Raw genomic sequence first — 14,994 nt, 5'->3', positions numbered from 1 at the left:
AGGACGCCGCGACCGCCTTGATACTGCTCCGCAAACCCAAGACCAATCCCGACCAGCTCTCGCTGCAACTGGATTTGTTTGGCACGCCTGCCGCGGCACCGGCATCGCCGCCGGTGGACCCCGGCCCGGCGCTGCCTTCGCCGACGGTGCAGCCGCCGTTGATCGTGACCCCACATCCGGTGGTACATGCAGCGCCGCTGCCACCACCGCTGATTCCCGAGCCTGCCGCCGCCCCCGCTCCCCCCAGCCCCTTGCTGGCACCGCCGACCACGGCCCGTCCGGCCGACGGCAAGCGCCGCATCCAGCTCGGCGAGCACACCATCGACTTTGCCCTGTTGCGTTCCAAGCGCCGCACCATCGGATTTCTGGTCAGTGACGAAGGCTTGCGCGTGACCGCGCCCAAGTGGGTCACGCTGGCCGAGATCGACAACGCCATCCGTGAAAAGCAGCGCTGGATCCTGACCAAGCTCAACGAGCGCCGCGAACGTTCGGCGCGGCGCCTGCAACCGCAGATGCAATGGCGCGATGGCGCCACCCTGCCCTACCTGGGCAGCGACATCACGCTGCGCATCCGCACCGGACAGCGCCAGGCGGTGTTCCTCGACGAAGAAACACGTGAACTCAACATCAGCCTGCCCGCCGACGCCGGCGAGCAGCAACTGAAGGATCGCGTCCAAGGCTGGCTGCAGGCACGTGCGGAAGAGCTGTTCGGCAAGCGCCTGATGATCTACGCCGAGAAGCTGGGCGTGCGCTACCGCTCCTATGCCTTGTCCTCGGCCACCACGCAGTGGGGTTCCTGCACCTCGGATGCGCGCATCCGGCTGAACTGGCGGCTGATGCATTTCGCCCTGCCGCTGATCGACTACGTGATCGCCCACGAACTGGCCCACCTGCGCGAGATGAACCACAGCCCGCGCTTCTGGGCCACGGTGCAATCGATCTTCCCCGAATTCGAGACCGCCAAGAAAGCCCTGCGCGACAGCGCCCCGGAAACCCTGCCGATCTTCTGACCGGTGCGCCGCGCTGCGCGATCCTGGTCAGAAGCTCACGTTCACCCCCACATCCAGCGAACGTCCATAGCCTGGCAAGGCTTGCAGGCTGCCGCTCCTGGTCTGGGCCAATCCGGACAGATAGACGCCGCCCAACGCATCGGCATAGTTGCGATTGAACAGGTTGCTGATACCTGCACTCACGCTGATGGCTGCATTGAAACGATAGCTGCTGCGCAGGTTGAAGACGGTATAGCTGGCAGTGACGGGCTCCAGGCGGTTGCTGTCCACCAGGGTCTTGCGGGCGACGTAACTGACTTCGGCGCGGTTGCTCCAGGCGCCCTGCTTCTGCTCCAGCGCCGCCAGCACATTGAAGGGCATCATGTGATACAGGTTGCCGCCATCGACGCGCTTGCCGCGCGTCACGCCGGCCTTGCCGGTGAAGGCGATATCCCCGAGGGCGGCAGCGCGCCACAGCGGCCATTTCCATGAGGCGTTGATGCCATACAAACGGGCATCGTGATTGGCGAACTGCAGCAGCGCACCCGAGGCCGTGCTGACGCCATAGGGATGGAAACTGCCGATGACGTCGGCATCGATGTAGTTCTCGACGTAGCTGAAGTAGGGGGTCAGTTTGAAGAACCAGTTCGGCTCGTTTCCTTCCTTCTCCTGGCCATGCCAGTCGGCCGTGGCCGAGAGCGTGTGCGCCACTTCGGGCTTGAGGTCGATGTTGCCGACGTAGCCGTTGCCATCGCCGAACCAGTTGGTCATGGTCATGGCCATGGTGCCCCGGCCCCAGGTGTAGCGCTCGTAGAGATTGGGCGAACGGGTCTTGCGGGCGTAGCCGAATTCCCAGCTCTGGCCGGCATCGGGCGTGAAGCGGGCCAGCGCGGTGAGGTCGACGTTGTTGTCGGTCTGCGCATGGCCGCGTGCATTGAAGGCATTGGCGGCCACCAGGTCGGCCATGTTCATCATGTTGGTGCCATAGGATTGCACGTCGCCGGCATCGGTCTTGACCAGTTCGTCGCGCACACCCACGATCGTGCTCCAACGTTCATTCCATCGGCGTTCCCATTCGGCGAAGAGGGCGAAGCGATCGCGTTTTCCGTCATTGATGTTCACATAGGTGCGCGGGCCCATCATCATCGAGCCCGGCACGGCGGGCCACTCGTCATCGAGATGGAAGCTGTGGTATTCGTTGCCCACGCGCACCACGCTACTACCCTCCGGAGCCAGATCGATATCGGCGCGCAGCGTGTAGCCGAGGTCGCGCCCGCGCGTCTGCATGGGCATGGTGCCGGTGCGTTCGGCGCTGAAGAATCCCATCTCATGCTCGGTGCGCTGCCAGTACACGCGGCCCAGCAGCTGACCCCAGTCGAAGCGACGCTCGTAGCCCAGGTTGGCGAAGGTGGAGCGGTTGCCGGTCATGTCCATGTACTGGTTTGGAAAGCCCTGGTAGGGGATGAACTGCTGGCCGGCCTTGAACACCACTTGCTGTGCGTCACCGCGCGCCGCCACCGTGATCGCGTGATTGTTGCTCTCGAACTGGCTGCCCTGCACCTTCTGCCCTGCGCCGTTGACGTAGCTCTCGGCGCGCGACTGGCTCCCCACGTAGTGCACCGACAGGCTGTCGCTGGCCACCGTGGCCTGGACCGAGGCTGACACTTCCGAATTGACGCTGCGCGCCGACACCGAAAAACCACCCTCGGTCAGCAAGGCGCCCGGCTGCGTGGCAAAGCGCGGAGCGGGCGAACTCAGGTCGATGCTGCCGCCGATGCTGTCGCCTCCCACGCTGACCGGCGTGAGACCGGCGATCACGCGGGTCATGCCGACCTGGGCAGGCGGCATGTAGGACATGGGTGCATTCATCTGGTTGCCACAGGCGGCGGTGACCTCCATGCCATCCAGACGGATCTTGAGGCGGTCAGCGGCAAAACCATTCAAGACCGGCAGTGCCGAGACCCCACCGGCAGCGGCGCTGGCATAACCGGGCTGGTCATTGAGCAGCACCGCGCTGTCGGCGTTGAGCGGGCTGGCGGGAGCGGCTTTATCGCCGTGCACGGTGACCGTCGGCAATGCGGAGCTGTCTGGCGCGGTCGTGGTCTGGGCCAATGCAGGGCCGCAAGGAATGAAGGCCAGCGCGAGGGCGCAGGCGCAAGGTGTGAGTTGCATGGAATTCCCCTGGGATTGTCGTTATCGGGTTGCCCGTCATGGGATGCAGGCAGTGCGAGCGATTATGGACAAGCAGAACGTCAGGGGAGTGCGACATATTGTCGCGTGCGACACGACAATATGACGAAGACGGCGCGCATGCGCCAGGGGAGCGGATGTCGGCGGCTGCGTCAAATTGACGCAGACCACCGACGTTTTGCAGTATCAGTGCTTGAGGTAGCGCTCAGCCAGGGTTTCGTACAAGGGCGGTGCGAACACCTTCGAGACGGCCGAGGCGATCACGGCCGTGGCCATCAGCGAAATCACCAGCGCATGGCCATCGACCATTTCCATCACGATCACGAAGGCGGTGATGGGTGACTGCGTGACTGCGGCCAGGTAGCCCACCATCGCCAGCGCCACCAGCATGGGCAGCGAGGTACCGCCGAAGAGCAGGTGCAGCAGGTTGCCGAAGCCGGCGCCAATGGACAGCGAGGGCGCGAAGATGCCGCCCGGCAGGCCCGGCAGGTAGGAGCCGATCATGGAGGCGAACTTGAGGAAGGGATAGAACACCGACAATCCCTGACCATCATTGAGCAAGCCATGAGCCTGCTCGTAGCCGCTGCCGAAGGTGGCGCCACCGGCCGCCACGCCGATGACCGCGACGATGAAGCCGCACAGGGCCGCAAACGCCACCGGACGTTCGGCACGCAAGCTCAGGATGTTGGCAGGAATCCAGCGCGTGGGATTGAGGATGAGCCAGCAGAAGAGTCCGCCTGCCACGCCCATGAGCACGGCGGTGACGACCACGGCCAGGATCAGGCGGCCGCTGGTTTCTCCGGGGAAGCTGATCGAGCCGAAATAGGTGTAGTTGCCGTTGATCGACAAGGCCACCAGGCCGGCAAAGATGATGGTGGTGATGACCACGCCGCTGGCCCGCTGCTCGAAGCTGCGCGAGAGTTCTTCGATGGCGAACACGATGCCCGCAAGAGGCGTGTTGAAGGCTGCCGACAGACCGGCGGCAGCGCCGGCCAGGATCAGGCGGCGCTCCATGTGCTCGTATCCGGATGGATACAGCCGGCGCAGGTTGTACATGATGGCCGCACCGATCTGCACCGTCGGTCCTTCACGGCCGATGGTCATGCCGCCCGCGATGGCCACCACCGACAGCACGATCTTGCCCACCAGCACGCGCATGGAAAGCAGTACGCTGCCCCGCTCGGCCGTGTCGCCATGCAGGGTGGCGATGGCCTGCGGAATGCCGCTGCCTTCCGAACCGGGGAAATAGCGGCGCGTGATCCACACGCAGGCGGCGCAGACGGCGGGAGTCAGCAGCAGAGGCAGCCAGGGCGCCTTGTGCTCGATGTTGCGAAAGACGCCGAAGCCGATTTCGATGGCCTGGGCATAGAGCACCGCGACCAGGCCGACGATGATGGCACCGCTCCAGAGAATGCCGTATTCAACCCACAGGCGGCGCAGATGACTTTTGGAAAGTTGGTAGAGACTCAATTGGCGTTCCTGTTGTTGTTCTGTTGATGCGAGGTTAATGCAGGTGGAGATGCTGTTGCGTATCCGCTGGACATGGCGGTCGCGGCATCCATCCCGCAGCGCACCGGCACCATGAAAAAAGCCCGCACGAGCGGGCTGGCAGGCTGACGGCAACGCGCCTCAGTCGGCGGCGTTGTACTGTTCCTTCTTCTGGATGAACTCGATCTTGTAGCCATCCGGGTCGGTGACGAAGGCAATCACGGTCTTGCCGTGCTTCATCGGACCGGCTTCGCGGGTCACCGTGCCGCCCTTGGCCTTGACCGCCTCGCAGGCAGCGTAGGCATCCTCGACCTCGATGGCGATGTGGCCGTAGCCATTGCCCAGGTCATAGGACCCGGTATCCCAGTTGTGGGTCAGTTCCAGCACGGTGTGATCGCGTTCATCGCCGTAGCCGACGAAGGCCAGGGTGAACTTGCCCTCGGGGTAGTCATTCCTGCGCAACAGTGTCATGCCCAGCACCTGGGTATAGAAATCGATGGACCGGTCCAGATTTCCCACGCGCAGCATCGTATGCAACATTCTCACTTGGCGACTCCTTTTCTTGGCTAACGTGAAGCAAGCCGCCATTATCGCTGATTTGCCCGCCGCTCGCCGAGCGCCAGCCGATGGCTCCTGGCCGGCTCACCCAAAAAAACGGGCGACCTGCTGGTTGCCCGTTTCCCTCAAGATGGCTTGTGCCGTGGATGTCCTGCCTGCAGCACCGCGGGCATCAACGACTGTAGTAATAATAATCAGGACGGTCGTCGTAGCGATAGGTACGCACTTCCGTGCGCTCCACATAGCGCACCGGACGCGGCGGCGGGGCGTAGTAATGCGGCTGCTCATAGACCACCTGCTGGGGCGGCTGGTAATACACGGGCTGGGGGGCCTGGTAATAAACCTGCTGCGGCGGGGCCTGGTAGACCGGGGCAGGCGTGGAGTTGGCGATCAGCGATCCGATGGCGACGGCGCCGATGATGCCGGCAGCGATGGCCACTCCGTCACCGCCCCGGTCATGTGCCATCGCAGGCGTGCTGACGACGGCGGCCGAAGCCAGAAGAGTAGTGGCGATCAATACCGATGCGATTTTTTTGCTGGCCATGATTGGCTCCTGTCAAAGAAGTCCGCGATCTGTCGCGGCACGATTCCAATATAAGACAGGTTCAGCTTTAAACGACTGAATATGAAACTTCGTTACAGTTCTTACGGCTCGCGGCGCGGCTGTAATAAAGTGCAACAGCCGTCGTGCGCCTGGCCAGCGGGGCCAGCCCGGCTCACGCCTGGCGTGCCGCCAGCAGATTGGCCAGGGCCACGAACTGCTCGACCGGCACCGCTTCCGGACGTGCCTGGGGATCCACGCCGGCCTGACGCAATTCCTCCTCGGTAAACAGGCCGGCGACGCAATTGCGGATGACCTTGCGGCGCTGGGAGAAGGCCTTGGTGACGACCTGTTCCAGCAGGGCTTGTTGGCAAGCCATGGGCTGCGCCAGCGGGATCATGCGCACGATGGCCGAATCGACCTGGGGCGGCGGGTCGAAGGCGGTGGGCGGCACCACAAACAGCAATTCCATGTGATAGCGCCACTGCAGCATCACCGACAGGCGGCCATAGGCTTTGCCGCCCGGCTCGGCCACCATGCGCTCGACTACTTCCTTTTGCAGCATGAAGTGCTGGTCCTGGACGTGCGGGGCGATCTCGGCCAGGTGGAACAACAAGGGGCTGGAAATGTTGTAAGGCAGGTTGCCGACCACGCGCAGCTTGCGCCCTGCCGGCACAGGAATGCTGGCGAAATCGAACTTGAGGGCATCGGCCGAATGGACGGTCAGGCGGGCAGCGTCGAAGCGCTTCTTGAGGCGTTCGACCAGATCGCGATCCAGCTCCACCACATGCAGGTGGCGCAGTTCTTCCAGCAGCAGCGCGGTCATTGCCGCCAGGCCGGGGCCGATCTCGACCATGGCGTCATCGGCGGCGGGCGCGATGGCGCGGATGATGTCGTGCAGCACCACGTCGTCGGTGAGGAAGTTCTGGCCGAAGCGTTTGCGCGGGATGTGTTTCATGGTGGTTCCAGTGGGTTCTTGCAAGTTCAGGCAGCGGCCTGGCGGCGTGCCATGTCGGCAGCGGCGCGGATGGCCGCGCACATGCTGCCATGGTCGGCCTGGCCCAGGCCGGCGGCGGCCAGGTCCAGTGCCGTGCCGTGGTCAACCGACGTGCGGATCAGGGGCAGGCCCAGGGTGATGTTGATGCCGTGGCCGAAGCTGGCGAATTTGAGGACCGGCAAGCCCTGGTCGTGATACATCGCCAGTACGCAGTCGGCCTCTTCCAGGTATTTGGGCTGGAACAGGGTGTCGGCCGGATACGGACCGCGCGCATCGATGCCGCGCGCACGGGCGGCTTCGAGGGCGGGCGTGATGACCTCGATTTCTTCCCGGCCGAGATAGCCGTTCTCACCGGCATGGGGATTGAGGCCGGTCACGAGGATGCGCGGATGGGCGATGCCGAACTTGCCGCGCAGGTCGGCTTGCAGGATGTCGAGCGTGCGCGCCAGGCTTTCGGCCGTGATGGCAGCCGGGACATCCTTCAAGGCCAGGTGCGTGGTCGCCAGGGCTACGCGCAGGTGCGGTGCCTGGCCGCCAGCCAGCATCATCACCACTTGCGGGGTGCCGGTGACCTCGGCCAGGTATTCGGTATGACCGGTGAAGGCCACGCCGGCATCGTTGATGGTGCTCTTCTGCAGGGGCGCGGTGACGATGGCGGCGAAGGCCCCGGAGCGCGCGCCCTGTACCGCCAGGTCCAGCGTCTGCAGTACGGCGCGTCCATTGCGGGCATCCAGCACACCCGGGCGCACCGGTTCTGCTACCGGGCAATCGATGACGGTGAGGCAATCGACCGGAAAATGCGGCAGGCCACTGTTGCGCCAGGCCTGGATGGACAGGGCCGCGACGCGCATCTGCGGATCGATCTCGTAGGCCGTCTGCGCCAGCAGGGCGGCGTCGCCCAGCAGGATGCAGCGCGCTTCGTGACGCAGCTCCCAGGCGGCACGCAGGGAGATTTCAGGGCCGATGCCTGCCGGTTCGCCACAGGTCAGCGCGAGGATGGGTCGGTTCATGGCGTCTTCAGTCATGGCCCATGCGGGCCGGTACGGGCTTCAAAAATGCAAGAGCCGGCGACAAGGCCGGCCTCTTGCGCACAACGGGGAGCCACGCTGGCCTCCCCTGCGGATCGGCGCTCAATCGTCGTTGCGGTACTCGACGTAGGCGCGGTCACGGATCTGGCGCATCCAGTCTTCGGTGGCTTCCTCGATCTTGCGCTCGCGGATGGCCTGACGCGCGGCCTGGCGGGTGCGCTCCTTGGAAGCATCGTCGGTCTTGCGCTCGACCACCTGGATCAGGTGGTAGCCGAACGGGGTCTCGATGGGCTGGCTGACTTCACCCGGCTTCAACTGGTCCATGGCACGCTCGAACTCCGGCACGGTATCGCCCGGATAGATCCAGCCGAGATCGCCGCCCTTGGACGCCGACAGGTCATTGGAATACAGCTTGGCCAGCTCTTCGAAGGTGGCCGAACCGTGATCCAGACGCTCCTTCAGTTCGGTCAGCTTGCGCTTGGCTTCGGCAGCGGTGACCACCTGGTTGACCTTGATGAGGATGTGGCGCACGTGGGTCTGCTGCACGGCCGGCGCGGCGGCCTGGCTGCCACCGGCGGCACGACGGCCGACCAGCTTGAGGATGTGGAAGCCATTTCCGCTCTTGAGCAGGCCGCTGACCTGGCCCTCCTGCAGCTTGGCCACGCCATCCAGGAACAGTTGCGGCAGGCGGTCGGCCGCACGCCAGCCGAGGTCGCCGCCGGACAGCGCATCGGAAGAATCGGAGTAAGCCGCGGCCGTCTTGGCGAAGTCGGCCCCGGTCTTCAACTGCCGCAGCACGTCCTCGGCGCGTTCACGGCGTGCCGCCAGCTGTTCGGGGCTGGCGTTCTCGGGCACGCGGATCAGGATCTGGGCGATGTCCAGTTCCTGGCGCTGGCCACCGGCGTTGGCTTCGGCGGCGAGATAGTTGTCGATTTCGGATTCGGTGACCACCACCTTGTTGTCCACCTCACGCTCGCGCAGGCGCTGGCTCAGGATTTCGCGGCGGATCTCTTCGCGGAAGCTGGCGTAGTTCATGCCTTCTGCTTCCAGGCGGGTGCGGAATTCAGGAACGGACAGCTTGTTCTGCTCGGCGATACGCTGCATGGCGCGATCCAGCATGGCGTCATCGACGACGATACCGTTTTCCTTGGCCATCTGCGCCTGGGCGCGTTCGACGATCATGCGCTCGACCAGCTGGCGCACCAGCTGCGCGCGCGGCGGCAATTGCACGTTTTGCGCGGCCATGCGCTTTTCCACGCTGGCCAGACGCTCGGCCACTTCCTGGCGGGTGATGACTTCGTTGTTGACCACGACCAGGATGGAATCCACCGGCTGCGGCTCGATACGGGCGCTGGCCCTGGCCGGCGCAGCGGGCGCGGCCACCGGCGCGGCAGGCTTGCTGGCGGCGGCCGGCTTGGCGGCAGCTTTGGAGGCGCCCTTGGCCGGTGCCGGCTGGGTGCTGCCAGCGCTCTCCGGCGGCGTCACCGGAATGATGGTGGTGGCGAACTGCGCATGCGCATTGCTGATCACGCCCAGCATGCACAGCAGCGCGGTCACTGTTTTGGTTGTTGCGAGGAGTGGAGTACGCATATTACGCATGGACTAGTCGTTGGTTCGAAAAAAGTTAGAAGTTATTGCCGGGCATGGTATCCGGCAGGTTCACGTTCTGGTAACCGGGCACGCTGCTCTTGATGGCATCCATCGGGTTGGAACCGATCTTGGACAGACCATTGAGTTCGAGCTGGATGAAGAAGCCCGTCGAGGCCTTGGTCGAGGAGGTCGGGATGCGCTGCGCCACCACCCGGAAGACCCAGCAGTCAGCCTTGTATTCGAAGCCGGCCAGGCCTTCGGCCACGGTGCGGTCGGGGAGCGAGTAGTTCACGCGGCCCACGGCGTAGATGCGCTGGGTAATCGGCCACTGGCCCGAGACGTCGACCTGCTTGAGCGGATCGAGCAAGCCGGTATAGGGATTGATGTAAGTACGGTCCAGACGGTATTGCAGGTTCAGCACGCGCTTGGGCGCGGGCTGCCAGCGGATGCCGAAGGTGGAGCGCACCATCTGGCGCAGCGTCTCGCTGTACTGCACCGTGTTGTCGGTGGAAAACTGCTGGGTGAACTGGCCGCCCAGCGCCAGCAGCAGATCGGACTTGCTGCCCAGGGTGGTAGTCGTGGTGCCGCTGATGCCGACCTTGGGATCGGCGAAGTAGTAGCGCTGACCGATGGCCGCGCGCAGGCGTTCCAGGCCGTTTTCCTCGATCAGGCGCGAGGTCACGGCAGCAGTCAGCTGGTTGGCGTCGCTGATGCGGTCATGGCCGGAAAAGCGGTTTTCCGTGAAGATCTGTGCAAAGTTGAAGTCGGCCAGGCCGGAATCGAAGACCGGATACTGCGACTGGTCGCGATAAGGCGTGCGCACGTAGAACAGGCGCGGCTCCAGCGTCTGGGTCATATTGCGGCCGAGCAGGTTGGAGTCGCGCTCGAAGATCAGGCCGGAATCCAGCGACAAGGTCGGCAAAGTCCGCGTCAGATTGGTCGGCTGGCCGGCCGAGACGTTGTTCAGGTTGTAGCTGGTGGCATCCAGGATCACCTTGGGCGTGAAGAAATAGCCCGGGCGAATGATGGGATACGAGACCGTCTGCGTGATGTAGGCGCGGTCGCCGCCGACCAGGTCGCCGCTGGAGAAGCGGGTGAAGTCGGCGACGGTGCTGAAGTCGAAGCCGCCTACGTCATAGCGGTTGCCGTTGAAGGTAATCTGCGGCACACGGTCATAGGGCTTGCCAATGGGGGCATTGACATCCTGCAGCAGCTGATACTTGGACACCAGTCCGGTCACGCTCCAGTAGGTGCTGCTGTAGCTGAGGCTGACCTCACGCGGCAGCAGGCGTTGCGTACTGCTGACGACCGAATGCGAGAAGTCCGCCGGATAGTCGTTGTCGGAAGCCTTGTTCAGGTTCCACTTCAGCATCAGGCCGGGGGCCAGGGACTGCGTATGGTTCGAGGACAGCGAATAACGGCCGGTGCCGGTCACCCGGTCCTGAATGCCTTCAACGGTGGTGGTCCCGCTGTAGCTATCACCCATGTAACGGGTTTCGGCGCCCAGTTGCAGGCCACGGCGCGCGATGTACTTGGGCGCCAGGGTCAGGTCATAGTTGGGTGCCAGATTGAAGTAATACGGTACCGAAAGCTCGACACCGCCGGTACTGGTCATGCCGATGGTGGGCGGCAGCACACCCGATTTGCGCTCCCCCGACAGCGGGAAGGACATCCAGGGCGATCCCAGAATGGGGACGTCCTTGAAATAGAGCAGGCCATCATGCATGGTGCCGACGTCACGGCCGCTATCGAGGTCCATGGTGTTGGCGCGCAGGTACCAGTCGGGATCGGGCGCTTCGCAGGTACTGTAGGTGCCCTGGATCACCTTGGCCTGGTCGTCGGAAAGAAAATCGATGCGCTCGGCCTTGCCGCGGCCGCCGTTCTTGCCCAGCAGATAAGTCGGGCTGGTCACGTAGCCGGCGCCGGTCCCCATGTTCATCTCGGCGTGGTCGCCGGTGTACTGGTCCTGCAGCCGCTGCATCCAGACGTGGCCGGTGGCCTCGACTTCATCCTGGATGATGCGGTATTCGGCCTTGTCGGACTTGACGGTGGTGGCGCCCTTGACCAGTTCCACATCGCGGTCCAGGTTGACCTGGCGGTCGGGACGGCCGGTCATCTGCTCGGCACTGACGTTGACCGGGGCGTCCTGGTCCTGTACGGGGGGCGCGGCCGGCGTGGCGGCCGGCATGCTCATCTGGGCGTGCACCGAGAGCGGCAACAAGGCCGAAGCCGATGCCACCACCATGGCCGAAGAAAACAGACGCGCCAGCCGCCAGTTGACAGTACGTTCAGTTAAAGACTTGGAAAACCGGATCATGAAAAGGGAGGCTAGATACCGTGCAGGCGGATTTTTTGGGTTGAATCCCTTATTATATGGGAACTCAACCACGTCCAACGATTTCCTCAGATAGTTCATGTCTTCACCTGGTTCCACCCCCGATCTCCGCCTGTCCGAACTGCAAGCCTGGCTGGCCACCCTGGCCGATACGCCGGTGCTGTCCGCCACCCTGCGCCCGGCCTCGGCCGACGCCAGCTTCCGCCGCTATTTCCGGGTGGACACACCCGATGGCGGCAGCGCCATCGTGATGGACGCCCCGCCCCCGCAGGAAGACGTGCGCCCCTTCGTCAAGGTGGCCGGCCTCTTCGGCGAGACCGGGGTGACCGTGCCGAAGGTATTGGCGCAGGATACCGAGCGCGGCTTCCTGCTGCTCTCCGACCTGGGTTCGACCACCTACCTGTCGCAACTGTCAGCTGACAGCGCGCACGCACTATACATGGATGCGATCGAGGCCCTGGTACTTTTACAAGCGCAAAGCAAGCCCGAGGCTCTGCCCGAATACGACCGCGCCCTGCTGTTGCGCGAGCTGGAGCTGTTCCGCGAGTGGTACATCGGCAAGCACCTGGGCGTGACGCTGAGCGCCGAACAGAACGCGGTGCTGGACAAGACCTTCGATGCCATCCTGGCCAACAACCTGGCCCAGCCGCAAGTCTACGTGCACCGCGACTTCCATTCGCGCAACCTGATGGTGCTGCCCAAGGGCAATCCCGGCATTCTCGACTTCCAGGATGCGGTCTACGGCCCCATCACCTACGATCTGGTCTCGCTGCTGCGCGACGCCTACATCCAGTGGGACGAGGAAATGGTGCTGGACTGGGCCATCCGCTACTGGGAAAAGGCGCGCCGCGCCGGTCTGCCGGTCACGCCCGACATCGATACCTTCTACCGCGACTTCGAATGGATGGGCCTGCAGCGCCACCTGAAGGTGCTGGGCATCTTCGCCCGCCTGTGGCACCGCGACGGCAAGGATGGCTACCTGAAGGACATGCCGCTGGTGATGGAATACACCCTCAAGACCGCGCGCCGCTACGTGGCCTTCACGCCCCTGGTGCGCCTGATCGAAAAGCTGGAACAGGAACACGCGCCCAAGTTCGGCTACACCTTCTGAGGCGCCGACCATGAAAGCCATGATCTTCGCAGCCGGGCGCGGCGAGCGCATGCGTCCGCTGACCGATACCTGCCCCAAGCCGCTCCTGAAGGTCCGTGGCCGGGCGCTGATCGTCTGGCAGATCCTGTCACTGGTACGCGCCGGCATCACCGAGATCGTCATCAACCACGCCCACCTGGGCCAGATGATCGAAGACACCCTCGGCGACGGCAGCCGCTTCGGCGCCAGGCTCTTTTATTCACCCGAAACCACGGCACTGGAAACGGCAGGCGGTATCGCCCAGGCGCGCCACCTGCTGGGTGAAGAACCTTTCATAGCGGTCTCCGGCGACATCTGGTGCCCGCATTTCGACTACAGCGAACTGCTGACCGTGCTGGAAGACGAAGACCCCTGGGGCAATCCGCTGCCGCATGACAAGCGCGACCTGGCCTGGCTGTACCTGGTCAAGAATCCGCCCTTCCATCCCGAGGGTGATTTCGCGTTGAACAACTTCGCCATCGCCAACGAGGGCCAGCCCAAGCTGACCTTCGCCAACATCGGCGTGTATCGCCCCGAGATGTTCGATGGCATCGCGCCCGGCAGCCATGCCAAACTGGGGCCGCTGCTGCGCCATTACGCCGACCAGGGCCGCATCGGCGGCGATGTGTATCGGGGTGACTGGCACAACGTCGGTACCGTCGCCCAACTGGAAGCACTGAACCTGCCACCGCAAGGAACCTGACCATGAGCTTCGACGCCCCCCCCTTCGCCGCCCGCCGCGCGCGCCTGTTGGCCAGCCTGCAACAAGCCGGGGGCGGCGTGGCCATCATCCCGACCGCACCCGAGGTGATGCGCAACCGCGATGCCGATTATCCGTATCGCCATGACAGCTATTTCTACTACCTGACCGGCTTCACCGAACCCGAAGCGGTGCTGGTGCTGGTGGCCGGCAAGGAAAACCGCAGCATCCTGTTCTGCCGCGACAAGAACCTGGAACGCGAGATCTGGGACGGCTACCGCCACGGCCCGCAAGCCGCGCAGCAACTCTTTGCGCTCGATGCCGCCCACCCCATCGAGGAACTGGACAAGAACATGCCCGCCCTGCTCTCCGACGCCCGTGCCGTTTATTACGCGCTGGGCCAGGATGAGAAGCGCGATGCCCAGCTGCAGCGCTGGCTGCAGGGCGTGCGTGCCCTTGCCCGCAGCGGCGTGTCCGCGCCCGGCGCGGTGGTCGATGTGAGCGTGCTGCTGGATGACATGCGCCTCTTCAAGGACGCCTACGAGATCGATGTGATGAAGCGCGCCGGCATCATCTCCGCCGAAGCCCATTGCCGCGCCATGCGCATCTGCCGTCCCGGCCTGCGTGAATATCATCTGGAAGCCGAACTGCTGCACGAATTCCGCCGCAACGGGTCGCAATATCCGGCCTATGGCTCCATCGTCGCCACCGGTGCCAACAGCTGCGTGCTGCACTATCGCGCGGGCGATGCCGAGATCAAGGATGGCGACCTGGTCTTGATCGATGCCGGCTGCGAACTGGACAGCTACGCCTCCGACATCACCCGCACCTTCCCCGCCAATGGCAGGTTCAGCGGCCCGCAGAAGGCGCTCTACGAAATCGTGCTGGCCGCACAAGCCGCCGCCGTCGCCGAAACCGCGCCCGGCAAGCGCTTCATGGATGGCCATGACGCCGCCGTACGGGTGCTGGCGCAGGGCATGCTCGACACCGGCCTCTTGGACAAATCCAAGGTCGGCTCGCTGGAAGACGTCATCGAGAAAGGCGACTACCGCCAGTTCTACATGCACCGCACGGGCCACTGGCTGGGCATGGACGTGCACGATGTGGGCGACTACCGCGATCCGGCCACGGCCGACGGCAGCAAACCCTGGCGCACGCTGCAGCCGGGCATGGTGCTGACCATCGAGCCGGGCATCTACGTGCGTCCGGGCGAAGGCGTGCCGGAGCAGTTCTGGAACATCGGCATCCGCATCGAGGACGACGCCCACGTCACCCCGTCGGGCTGCGAACTCCTGACCACGGGCGTGCCCAGCAAGGTCGAAGACATCGAAGCGCTGATGCGCCAGGGCTGAAGCGCTCACCTCTGCAGGCCGCGCATGCGCCGGATCAAGCCCGGCCGGCGCGGCTCCGCTACAATGATGCCTTACTGAATCTTCTGTAGAAGGCATC

The 14,994-nt window shown here is 64.3% G+C and carries 12 protein-coding genes; 4 read left to right on the top strand and 8 right to left on the bottom strand.

Going from position 1 to position 14,994, the window contains the following annotated elements:
- The first annotated feature begins 17 nt into the window (after positions 1 to 17).
- The gene (locus tag AACH55_RS03505; protein WP_338718035.1) at positions 18 to 1,010 is read left to right on the top strand and encodes a SprT family zinc-dependent metalloprotease; all 993 of its coding nucleotides are present in this window, start codon (positions 18 to 20) and stop codon (positions 1,008 to 1,010) included.
- A gap of 27 nt (positions 1,011 to 1,037) precedes the next feature.
- Here AACH55_RS03505 and AACH55_RS03500 read toward each other — a convergent pair whose 3' ends face one another.
- The 8 genes from AACH55_RS03500 to AACH55_RS03465 all read right to left on the bottom strand — a co-directional run bounded on the left by AACH55_RS03500 (position 1,038) and on the right by AACH55_RS03465 (position 11,698).
- Complete coding sequence (locus AACH55_RS03500; RefSeq protein ID WP_338718034.1) at positions 1,038 to 3,161, bottom strand: TonB-dependent receptor; 2,124 nt, start codon at positions 3,159 to 3,161, stop codon at positions 1,038 to 1,040.
- Positions 3,162 to 3,365: 204 nt separating this feature from the next.
- A complete protein-coding gene (locus tag AACH55_RS03495; protein ID WP_338718033.1) occupies positions 3,366 to 4,649 on the bottom strand; it encodes a chloride channel protein in 1,284 nt (427 codons plus the stop codon).
- Positions 4,650 to 4,808: 159 nt separating this feature from the next.
- Positions 4,809 to 5,213 carry a lactoylglutathione lyase gene (gloA, locus tag AACH55_RS03490; RefSeq protein WP_338718032.1) on the bottom strand — a complete coding sequence of 135 codons (405 nt, stop codon included), beginning with the start codon at positions 5,211 to 5,213 and terminating at the stop codon, positions 4,809 to 4,811.
- Positions 5,214 to 5,397: 184 nt separating this feature from the next.
- Complete coding sequence (locus AACH55_RS03485; RefSeq protein ID WP_338718031.1) at positions 5,398 to 5,769, bottom strand: hypothetical protein; 372 nt, start codon at positions 5,767 to 5,769, stop codon at positions 5,398 to 5,400.
- A 172-nt stretch (positions 5,770 to 5,941) separates the two neighbouring features.
- Entirely contained in the window at positions 5,942 to 6,724 is a 783-nt protein-coding gene (gene rsmA / locus AACH55_RS03480; protein ID WP_338718029.1) for a 16S rRNA (adenine(1518)-N(6)/adenine(1519)-N(6))-dimethyltransferase RsmA, read from the bottom strand.
- A 26-nt stretch (positions 6,725 to 6,750) separates the two neighbouring features.
- Complete coding sequence (gene pdxA / locus AACH55_RS03475) at positions 6,751 to 7,773, bottom strand: 4-hydroxythreonine-4-phosphate dehydrogenase PdxA (RefSeq protein ID WP_338718028.1); 1,023 nt, start codon at positions 7,771 to 7,773, stop codon at positions 6,751 to 6,753.
- A gap of 120 nt (positions 7,774 to 7,893) precedes the next feature.
- Positions 7,894 to 9,390, bottom strand: a complete 1,497-nt coding sequence (locus tag AACH55_RS03470) for a peptidylprolyl isomerase (RefSeq protein ID WP_338718027.1) — start codon at positions 9,388 to 9,390, stop codon at positions 7,894 to 7,896.
- Between the two features lie 25 nt (positions 9,391 to 9,415).
- Positions 9,416 to 11,698 (bottom strand): LPS-assembly protein LptD, encoded by a 2,283-nt coding sequence (locus tag AACH55_RS03465; protein ID WP_338718026.1) that lies wholly within the window; start codon positions 11,696 to 11,698, stop codon positions 9,416 to 9,418.
- 97 nt (positions 11,699 to 11,795) lie between these two features.
- Here AACH55_RS03465 and AACH55_RS03460 point away from each other — a divergent pair, with 97 nt between their 5' ends.
- Genes AACH55_RS03460 through pepP form a run of 3 tightly spaced genes read left to right on the top strand, consistent with a single transcriptional unit; the run spans position 11,796 to position 14,897 of the window.
- Positions 11,796 to 12,827 carry a phosphotransferase gene (locus AACH55_RS03460; protein WP_338718025.1) on the top strand — a complete coding sequence of 344 codons (1,032 nt, stop codon included), beginning with the start codon at positions 11,796 to 11,798 and terminating at the stop codon, positions 12,825 to 12,827.
- 10 nt (positions 12,828 to 12,837) lie between these two features.
- The gene (gene murU, locus AACH55_RS03455) at positions 12,838 to 13,548 is read left to right on the top strand and encodes an N-acetylmuramate alpha-1-phosphate uridylyltransferase MurU (protein ID WP_338718024.1); all 711 of its coding nucleotides are present in this window, start codon (positions 12,838 to 12,840) and stop codon (positions 13,546 to 13,548) included.
- 2 nt (positions 13,549 to 13,550) lie between these two features.
- Positions 13,551 to 14,897 carry a Xaa-Pro aminopeptidase gene (gene pepP / locus AACH55_RS03450; RefSeq protein ID WP_338718023.1) on the top strand — a complete coding sequence of 449 codons (1,347 nt, stop codon included), beginning with the start codon at positions 13,551 to 13,553 and terminating at the stop codon, positions 14,895 to 14,897.
- Positions 14,898 to 14,994 lie beyond the last annotated feature (97 nt).

This window comes from Herbaspirillum sp. DW155 (assembly GCF_037076565.1).
In the GTDB taxonomy this organism is placed as follows: Bacteria; Pseudomonadota; Gammaproteobacteria; order Burkholderiales; family Burkholderiaceae_D; genus Herbaspirillum.
The sequence above is the reverse complement of the archived record's forward strand: the minus strand, read 5'-3'. Positions and strand labels throughout refer to the sequence as shown.